10 protein-coding genes and 1 pseudogene are annotated in these 8328 nt (G+C 61.3%); 4 read left to right on the top strand and 7 right to left on the bottom strand.

Features of this window, described 5'->3' with window-relative positions; all coding sequences use genetic code 11:
* Window positions 1–451, bottom strand: a 451-nt coding sequence (locus FY112_RS03460; RefSeq protein WP_151517701.1) for a GntR family transcriptional regulator, incomplete at its 3' end; no start/stop codon positions are given.
* Between the two features lie 227 nt (window positions 452–678).
* Between FY112_RS03460 and FY112_RS03455 the strand changes: the two genes are divergently transcribed.
* From FY112_RS03455 to FY112_RS03440, 4 genes are all read left to right on the top strand, one after another.
* Window positions 679–1506 carry a transporter substrate-binding domain-containing protein gene (locus FY112_RS03455; RefSeq protein WP_151517699.1) on the top strand — a complete coding sequence of 276 codons (828 nt, stop codon included), beginning with the start codon at window positions 679–681 and terminating at the stop codon, window positions 1504–1506.
* Between the two features lie 98 nt (window positions 1507–1604).
* Complete coding sequence (locus tag FY112_RS03450) at window positions 1605–2246, top strand: amino acid ABC transporter permease (RefSeq protein WP_029873627.1); 642 nt, start codon at window positions 1605–1607, stop codon at window positions 2244–2246.
* Window positions 2243–2911 carry an amino acid ABC transporter permease gene (locus tag FY112_RS03445; protein ID WP_151517697.1) on the top strand — a complete coding sequence of 223 codons (669 nt, stop codon included), beginning with the start codon at window positions 2243–2245 and terminating at the stop codon, window positions 2909–2911. Before FY112_RS03450 ends, FY112_RS03445 begins: the two co-directional genes overlap by 4 nt.
* A complete protein-coding gene (locus FY112_RS03440) occupies window positions 2908–3699 on the top strand; it encodes an amino acid ABC transporter ATP-binding protein (RefSeq protein WP_151517696.1) in 792 nt (263 codons plus the stop codon). The genes FY112_RS03445 and FY112_RS03440 overlap by 4 nt, the downstream gene beginning before the upstream one ends.
* Window positions 3700–3750: 51 nt before the next feature.
* Here the strand turns inward: FY112_RS03440 and FY112_RS03435 are convergent, their stop codons facing one another.
* The 6 genes and pseudogenes from FY112_RS03435 to amiF all read right to left on the bottom strand — a co-directional run.
* Window positions 3751–4104: a cupin domain-containing protein gene (locus tag FY112_RS03435; RefSeq protein WP_151517694.1), complete on the bottom strand. Its 354-nt coding sequence runs from the start codon at window positions 4102–4104 to the stop codon at window positions 3751–3753.
* On the bottom strand, window positions 4097–4765 hold the full coding sequence (locus FY112_RS03430) for a cysteine hydrolase (protein WP_131664808.1): 669 nt from the start codon (window positions 4763–4765) through the stop codon (window positions 4097–4099). The genes FY112_RS03435 and FY112_RS03430 overlap by 8 nt, the downstream gene beginning before the upstream one ends.
* Window positions 4765–6315, bottom strand: coding sequence for an ABC transporter ATP-binding protein (locus tag FY112_RS03425; RefSeq protein WP_151517692.1), 1551 nt, complete (start codon window positions 6313–6315; stop codon window positions 4765–4767). Before FY112_RS03425 ends, FY112_RS03430 begins: the two co-directional genes overlap by 1 nt.
* A gap of 1 nt (window position 6316) precedes the next feature.
* A complete protein-coding gene (atzD, locus tag FY112_RS03420; protein WP_151517690.1) occupies window positions 6317–7372 on the bottom strand; it encodes a cyanuric acid amidohydrolase in 1056 nt (351 codons plus the stop codon).
* Window positions 7372–8073: an isochorismatase family cysteine hydrolase gene (locus FY112_RS03415; protein WP_151517702.1), complete on the bottom strand. Its 702-nt coding sequence runs from the start codon at window positions 8071–8073 to the stop codon at window positions 7372–7374. The genes atzD and FY112_RS03415 overlap by 1 nt, the downstream gene beginning before the upstream one ends.
* Before the next feature lie 11 nt (window positions 8074–8084).
* Window positions 8085–8328 (bottom strand): annotated as a pseudogene (gene amiF, locus FY112_RS03410) (formamidase); the annotation flags it as partial.

Raw genomic sequence — 8328 nt, 5'->3', positions numbered from 1 at the left:
TCGCCCGTGGCACGGCATCGAGCATGATGATCCGCCGCTCGATGGCATTCGGTCTGCCATCGACGATATGCAGGCATTGAAGCCTAAGGACTTCCGCATCGGCAGGCTCTGACAGCTGCTGCGCCTCCGCCTCTCCAAGGCGCTCGACCGTGCGGGCGAGGATTTCGAAGCGGTGTTCGTGCCCGGCCAGTTCCGCTTCGGTGCTGATATCTTGAATATCCATCACCGTGCGGTCGATCTGGGGCGATGCGACAAACGAACCGGTCTTGCGCCGCCTGACGATCATGCCGCGCTCGGCCAGCGCCGACAGCGCCTTGCTGACCGTCATGCGCGAACACCGATATTCGGCCACCAGCTCGTGCTCGACGGGAATGCGGTCGCCGGGCCGCCAATCACCGCTGATGATCTTCGTCTCGATATCCGTGAAAATGCGCTGATAAATCGACACCAAGCCCGTACCTCATCCGGCGTCAGCGACCATGAATCCGCAACGGTCATGCCAGCGAGACCGACGCCATCCGGCACAAATTTTGCGTTCCTCGTCTTTTACATTGACACTCTAGGCCAGCCTATATCTATTTGTATAGTCAAAAGCGGAGCACAGAAGTCCGCGCAGAGGAAATCGAAGTCGGGAACCAAAACTCCTCCGCCGGGGGAATAAAAACTGGAGAGATGATCATGAAGGCACATTCACTGCTGAAGGGTCTGGTCGGCGCTGCGTTCCTGTTCGGAGCAGCGGTTTCCGCCCATGCAGCCGACACGCTGGCAGCCGTCAAGGCAGCCGGCACCCTCAAGGTTGGCACCGAAACGGCTTTCGCACCGTTCGACTATATCGATGCCGGTGAACACACCGGCTTGAACGTCGACCTCTTTGCCGAGATTGGTAAGGAGCTCGGCGTCAAGATCGAGTGGGTAGCCCTTCCCTGGGATGGCGTCTTCCCGGCGCTCGAGGCCGGCAAATTCGATGTCGTCGCAGGCCCTGCAACGATCACCAAGAAGCGCTTGGAGCGCTATCGCTTCACGCCGCCGATCGCCGAAGCGACGATTGCGATCCTGAAGAAGGCCGGCGATGCGACGATCAGCAAGCCGGAAGATATTGCCGGCAAGAAGATCGGCGTCGGCAAGGCAACTGCTCAGCTCGACCAGCTGAAGGAATTCTCCGACACGCTGCCGACCAAGGTCGACGTGCGCGAATATCCGGCCTTTACCGAATCCTACGCCGATCTCGCAGCCGGGCGCATTGCCGGCGTTGCCAATTCGCTGCCGAATATCGCCTTCGTCGCCAGCCAGCGAAAGGGCACGTTCGAAGTCGTCCTGCCGCCGTTCGGCAAGAAGTCCTATTTCGGCTTCATCGGCCTCAAGGATGCCGATCATGCGCCTCTGATGGACGCGATCGATGCCGCGATGCTCAAGATCAAGGCAGATGGACGCATGGCTGAGCTGCAGAAGAAGTGGTTCGGTGCATCTTTTGATACGCCTGATGCTGTCAAGGACCCGGCATTCTGATTAGCCGCCGGTGAAACGAACGCGCCCCGCCATCGGTCGGGGCGCAATCTGCCGTGGCATCAGAGTTCACGGCCGCAGCGCCCAGGCAAACACCGCCCATGTCCATCAAGCTTTTCGAACTGCTTCTGCAAGCCGCGATCTACACGGTGACGATCAGCGTGGTTTCTATCCTGATCGGCTTTGCGATCGCCATCATTGTTTCCGCCATGCTGCTGTCGCGGCAACGGCTCTTGGCGCTGCAGGCGCGGATTTTCATCAGTTTCTTTCGTGGCGTGCCGCTGCTGGTGCAACTGCTGCTGATCTATAACCTGCTGCCGGCGATCGGCATCAACGTGCCGAGCATCGTTGCGGCCATCATTGGTCTTTCGCTGTGTACTGCAGCCTATCAGGCTGAAAATCTGCGCGGCGGTTTTTCCAGCGTTCCCGCGGGCCTTGTCGAGTCGGCTGAAATGGTCGGCATGACACCCGTTCAGATCTTCCGCCGTATCAAGGCGCCGATCGCCCTGCGCCTGACCTTTCCGGCGCTCGTTAATGAAGCGATCCTTATCCTGAAGGCGTCTTCGCTGGTCTCGGTCGTCGGGGTCATCGAGTTGACGCGCATGGCCCAGGACCTTGCCGGCAGCACCTTCCTGCCGCTCGAGATTTTCGCATCCGCCGGGCTGATCTATCTCGTCATCAATTGGATCGTTGCCCTTGCGGGTGGCCTGATCGAACGCTCCCTGCCAGGAGTGCCGCGATGACCTTCGACATCAATGTGATCTTCAGCAACTTGCCGGAAATCCTCAGCGGTGCATGGGTCACCATCGTCATCTGGATCATCACCACCCCGGCCGCTGCCGTGCTCGGCTTCCTTGTCGCCGTCGCCAGACGTTTTGGCGGGGTGATCCTGGACAAGGCGTTCGGCATTGTCATCGCTGTGCTCCGCGGCACGCCGTTCCTGATTCAGATATTCCTCGTCTACTACGGCGGGCCATTCGTCGGATTGTCGCTCGATCCGATCCCGGCAGGCGTCATCGGCCTTTCCATCTACGGCGCGGCTTATTTCAGTGAGATATTCCGCTCGGGCTTTGCTGCGGTCCCGAAGGGACATATCGAAGCCGGGATATGCGTTGGCCTGACACAAGGACAGATCATCCGACGCATATTGCTGCCGGAAATGACCATGCTGGTGTTGCCGCCTTCGGTCAACATGACGATCATTCTGATGAAGGAGACGGCCGTGCTGTCCATCATTACCGTGCCGGAGTTGACGGCGACACTGAGCGCCATCGGCTCGCAGCAATATGCTTTCGTCGAAGCGCTCTTCGTGCTCGCCATGTTCTACTGGGCCTTGGTCGAAATCACCGGCTGGCTTGGTCATCTCGCCGAAACGAAACTCACCAGATTCAGGTTTTTCAACATATGAGCGTTCCTGCGATCGCAGTCAAAAATCTCGTCAAGACCTTCGGCGGCTCCACCGTGCTGCACGGCATCGACCTCGATATCGTTCAGGGGCAGGTTTCCTGCGTCATCGGCCCGTCGGGTTCCGGCAAGAGTACGCTGCTGCGCTGTATGGCCTTTCTCGAGGAATCAACCAAGGGGACGATTACCGTCAACGGAGAGGTGCTTGGCTTTGCGGAAAGCGCCAAGGGCGTCCGTGAGCGGGTACCAGCTGCTGTGAACCGGCAAATTCGATCGCAGATCGGCATGGTTTTTCAGCAGTTCAATCTCTGGCCGCATATGACGGCGCTCGGCAATGTCAGCGAAGCGCTGAAGACCGTTCACAAGATGAGCCGCAAGGATGCTGAGGGGCGGGCCATGGCCCAACTCGTCAAGGTCGGCCTCGAGGGCAGGGCAGCGCACTATCCGTCGCAGCTCTCGGGAGGGCAGCAGCAGCGCGTCGCTATTGCCCGGGCGCTTGCCCTCAACCCGAAGATCATGCTGTTTGACGAGCCGACCTCGTCACTCGATCCCGAGCTGACCGGCGAAGTGCTGAACGTCATGCGCGATCTCGCCGCCGAGGGCATGACAATGGTCGTCGTCTCCCACGAGATCGGATTTGCCGCAACGGTCGGCCAGCAGATCGTCTTTCTCGATCACGGCAAGGTGCTGTTCACCGGTCCCCCGCAGGACGTCTTCAAACGACCGAGAAACCCCCGGCTCGAGCAATTCCTGGATACCTATATCGATCGCGGGGCATCGATGCTGCTGTGACGTTCATGTCCTTCCCGATCGTCGGACAGAGCTCCACGGCCGGTGTCGGATTCACGCAATTTCCTCTTCGAGTATTTTCACGGGCCGGTCCCACTGGATGAGCACGATACAGCCGGTATCGCTCCAGACCGAGTGTTCGCTGCCCGGCGCATTGACGATATAACTGCCGCTGATGTAATCGCCCGTCTCGTCGGATTGAACGCCATCGAGCACCAGGATGGTTTCGAGCCCCTCGTGGCGATGGCGGGGAACGGAGGCGCCGGGTTCATATTTCAACAGTGCTACGCCCGGCTGATCACCCTCGAAGGGGCGGATCCAGTGGATGGTGACAGCATCGCGGAAAGAGCCGAATTCCAGCTCTTTCCAGCCGCCTGACGTCAGGCGTTCGCGGATCGTTTCAGGCATGGGCGATGCTTTCCAGAATGTCGTCGACATGGGCGGTCCAGCCGACGATTGCGCCCTGGGCGCGGATCATGGCGATCGCGGCGGCTTTGAATTCGGGGAAATAACTTTCCGTCGCCTCCTCGGCGAGAAGGCATTCATAGCCGCGGTCGTTTGCTTCGCGCATCGTCGTCTGCACGCAGACTTCGGTGGTGACACCGGCAAAGACGAGCTGCTTGATGCCCTTCTGCTGCAGCACGGTGCCGAGGTCGGTCGCGTAGAAGGCGCCCTTGCCGGGCTTTTCGATGACGACTTCACCCTTCACAGGAGCGAGTTCCGCAAGAATTGCCGTGCCGGGTTCGCCCGAGATCAGGATGCGGCCCATCGGGCCTTCGTCGCCGATCCGGAGCGCAGGATTGCCGCGGTCGCGTTTGGCCGGCGGCAGGTCGGAGAGATCAGGCCGGTGGCACTCCATCGTATGGATCACAGGCAGGCCGGCATTGCGGAAGCCCTGGATCAGGCGTTTGACATCGGGCACGATCCTGGTGATGCGGCTGACGTCATTACCGAGGCTGGCGCCGAAGCCGCCGGGCTCGGCGAAATCGCGCTGCATGTCGATGACGATGAGGGCGAGCTCATCGTGCTTCACCGGAAAGGCGAAAGGCTCTGCCTTGATCTCCATCATCAGTGATGTCCCGCCATGTGGGCGCCGATCACGCCGATATCGGCCGAACGCGCCGGTGTCTCGTAAACCAGCTTGCCTTCCGAAATGACCATGATGCGGTCGGACATCTCGAGCAATTCGTCGAGGTCTTCGGAAAGCAGCAGCACGGCAGCACCTAAATTGCGGGCCTTCATGATCCGGGCGCGGATTTCGGCAACGGCCGAAAAATCGAGGCCGAAACAGGGGTTCGAGACGATCAGCAGATCGACATCGCCGGTCAGTTCACGGGCCAGTACGGCACGCTGCACGTTGCCGCCCGAAAGCGCTGCGATCGGCGAGGAGGAAGAGGCCGTCTTGACCTTGAAGTCGGAGATCAGCGCCGAGGCACGCTTCTTCATGCTGCCCTTGTTCAGCCAGATCGCGTCCTTGCCGTCCAGCTTCAAATCGAAGGTGCGGAACGCAAGGTTCTCGCTCACGGTCATCTTGGGCGCACAGGCATTCTGCAACGGCTCTTCGGGGATGAAACGCACCCTGTTCTTGCGGGTCTCCTCACGGGTGGCGCCGTAAGTCTCGCCATTGACCATGACCTCGCCGCTATCGGTCGGGCGCTGGCCGGCCAGAATTTCCGTCAGCTCCTTCTGGCCGTTGCCGGATATGCCGGCGATGCCGACGATCTCACCGGAGCGGACCGTCAGCGCGTCGATCTCGATCGTCTTCAGGCCGGAGCGATCCGGAGCTTTCACCTGGGTCACAGTGAGCACGGATTTGGCCGCTTCCGCCACCGGCAGACGGCTGTCGAGCTCGGCGAGCTTGACGTCGCCGATCATCATCGCCGCCATCTCGGCGGTGGAGAGCTCGCCGACCTTGCCGGTACCGACCAGCTTGCCGCGCCGCAGGATCGAGACGGCATCAGCGAACTTCGTCACCTCGTGGAACTTGTGGGAGATCATCAGCACGGTGAGCTCGCCGCGCTCGGTCATGCCGCGGACGATGCCGAGCATCTCATCAGCTTCGGCCGGCGTCAGCACCGAGGTCGGCTCGTCGAGCACGAGGAAGGAGCGGCCGAGATAGAGCTGCTTGACGATTTCGAGCTTCTGTTTTTCGCCAGCCGCAAGCTCGCTCACCGGCCTGTCGAGCGGGATCTTGAACGGCATGCGCTCCATGAAACCCGCCAGATCCTTGCGTTCCTTGGCCCAGTTGATCACCGCGGGCACCTCGGTACGGCTGATGACCAGGTTTTCCGCACCTGTCAGAGAGGGAACCAGTGTGAAATGCTGGTAGACCATGCCGAGCCCATAGGCCGCGGCATCCTTGGGTGAGGCGACCGCCACCTCGCGGCCGTCGACCGACAGCGCGCCTGACGTGGCGTGATAGAAGCCCATGATGCATTTGACGAGCGTCGACTTGCCGGCGCCGTTTTCGCCGAGAAGAGCGTGAAAAGAGCCGGCCGGAACGGCGATCGAGACGTTGTCGAGCGCGGTGAACGAGCCGAAACGCATGGTCATATCGAGCGTCTCGATGCCGACGGCCTTGCCGGCTTGCGGAAGGGGCGTGTCGCGGACTGTGCTCACTTCATTGCTCCTTTTCGACGATGATGGCGACGGGACCGCCGCCGGGCGGACCCTGGTGTTCGGCGCCGCCAGACACATAGAGATCGGTAATGCCGAAGATGCCGGCGAGAACGCCGCCGACGAAGGCACGGGCATGGCGGGTGCCTGCAATATCCGAGTCATCGAGCATCGTGTGGCGCCTGCCGCCGATCCTGCCGGACGGGTCCGGCTCGGCCTTGGCGAGAACCGCCGCCAGCCGGCTGTTTTCCGGCAGGCGTTCGCGGGCTTTCCTGACGGAATGCGCGTCGATCGCATCCCGCATGACCGCGTGGTCGATCGACAGCGGACCGGACCATTTTGCGCTCATGCCGAGGACGATGATTTCGTGATCGGTGAGTTCGACCCCGGACGAGGTTGAGGCGCAGCGGGAAAAGAGATCGAAACGTGTGCAGATGTCGGTATCGTTGATCGATGTCGCATCTATCTCGCCGAGTGCCACGGCGACGCCGAGAGCCGAAGCGCCGCGCGAGAGGCCCATGGATTTCAGCGTGTCGTGGGTTGCGACCGTCCTGCCTGCTGCCTCGGCCTCGGCAATCCGGCGCGAGGTGAGCAGCGGACACTTGATCTGCACGAAATGGGCATCGGCGGGATCATCGATGCCGGCATCCCTCATCGCGGACTTCACGCCTTCGGCAACGAGCAGGATCTGTTCCCGGCGCCCGAGATGTTCGGGGGGCAGCGCGGGGGTACGCGACACACCAATGGCCAGCGCCCGTTCGCCCGGGGTTTCTACGGTTTCACGCGCAAAAACCGTCCAATGCGGCGAGAGCGCACCCTCGGTGCCGCCGGACATGATGATCGAGACGCCGTCGACGCCATATCTACTGAACAATGTCTCGAAGCTGCGGGTGGCATAACCGCGGGTAAAATCATTGACGCAGCCGTTGCCTTCCGTCTTGCCGAGAACGGCGACGATGTTGTTCGCCTGAAGGCCGCTGGCAAAGAGCGCCTCGACGCCGGCAACGTCATCGGGGCCGTCGGCTGGCACGCGAAAGACATGGGCACGCAATGACGGCATCAGGGTAGCGCCTCGACTAGAGCCGCGGAATTGGAGACGGAGCCGAAGACGCCGCCCTGCATCTTCACCATCTTGATGGCGGCGAGGTGGTTTCCGTAGTCGGTCGCACCACAGCAGTCCTCCAGCAGCAGGCATTCGTAGCCGCGGTCGTTCGCCTCGCGCATCGTCGTCGAGACGCAGACATCCGTGGTGATTCCTGTGAGGATAATGTTCTCAATGCGCTTCTGATTGAGGATAAGTTCGAGGTCGGTGGCACAGAACGACCCCTTGCCGGGCTTGTCGATGATCGTCTCGCCTTCGATCGGGTAGAGTTCGGGGATGATGTCCCAGCCGGGTTCGCCACGCGTCAGGATACGGCCGCAGGGGCCGGGATCGCCGATGCCGGCGCCGATCCGCTGCGAGCACCAGCGTTTATTGGCCGGCAGATCGGCGAGGTCCGGGCGATGGCCCTCGCGGGTATGGATGATGTGATAGCCCTTGGCCCGCATGGCGGCAAGCACACGTTTGATCGGTTCGATCGGCGCCTGCACCAGCGACAGGTCGTAGCCCATGTGGTCGACATAACCGCCCTTGCCGCAGAAATCGGTCTGCATGTCGATGATGATGAGGGCGGTATTATCAGGCCTCAGAGCGCCGTTATAAGGCCACGGATACGGATCGGCGTCGATAAAATGCCGGTTGGTTTCGACCATCGCGTCCATCATTCTCTCTCCTATTCCGCGGCAGGTTTGAGGGGTTCGCCGTAACGGCGCATCGGCTTGTCAAATCCGCAGGACGTGCCGTCCTTGACCTTTACCTCGTCTTCCCATGGCAGGCGGTATTTGCCGGCGACAAGGTCGTGCATGTAGGTGTAGGGCGCATCCTGGGCGCCGCCGGCGACGGCGACATAGCCGCGATGGCCGAACTGGTAGATATTGTTCTCCACCCCCCAGCCGAGCCGGGCCTCGCGCACCAGA

The organism is Rhizobium sp. PEPV16 (assembly GCF_008919455.1).
Taxonomy (GTDB): Bacteria; Pseudomonadota; Alphaproteobacteria; order Rhizobiales; family Rhizobiaceae; genus Rhizobium; species Rhizobium leguminosarum_Q.
The sequence above is the reverse complement of the archived record's forward strand: the minus strand, read 5'-3'. Positions and strand labels throughout refer to the sequence as shown.